The following is a 319-nucleotide window of genomic DNA, read 5'->3' on the forward strand; positions in this document are numbered from 1 at the left end:
TCCACCCGAGACTCAGTGAAATTGAATTTGCTGTTAAGATGCAGTATACCCGCGGCTAGACGGAAAGACCCCGTGAACCTTTACTACAGCTTCACAGTGAACTCTGAGCCTACTTGTGTAGGATAGGTGGGAGGCTTTGAAACCGGGACGCCAGTTCCGATGGAGCCACCCTTGAAATACCACCCTGGTATGCTTGGGGTTCTAACCCAGGTCCGTTATCCGGATCGGGGACATTGTGTGGTGGGTAGTTTGACTGGGGCGGTCTCCTCCCAAAGAGTAACGGAGGAGCACGAAGGTTGGCTAATCCTGGTCGGAAATC

General features: G+C 53.0%; 1 rRNA gene. It reads left to right on the plus strand.

What is annotated here, in order from left to right:
• Window positions 1-319 (plus strand): 23S ribosomal RNA (locus BGP75_RS26570); the annotation flags it as partial.

The sequence above is a fragment of the Motiliproteus sp. MSK22-1 genome (genome assembly GCF_001968815.1).
Classification (GTDB): Bacteria; Pseudomonadota; Gammaproteobacteria; order Pseudomonadales; family Balneatricaceae; genus Motiliproteus.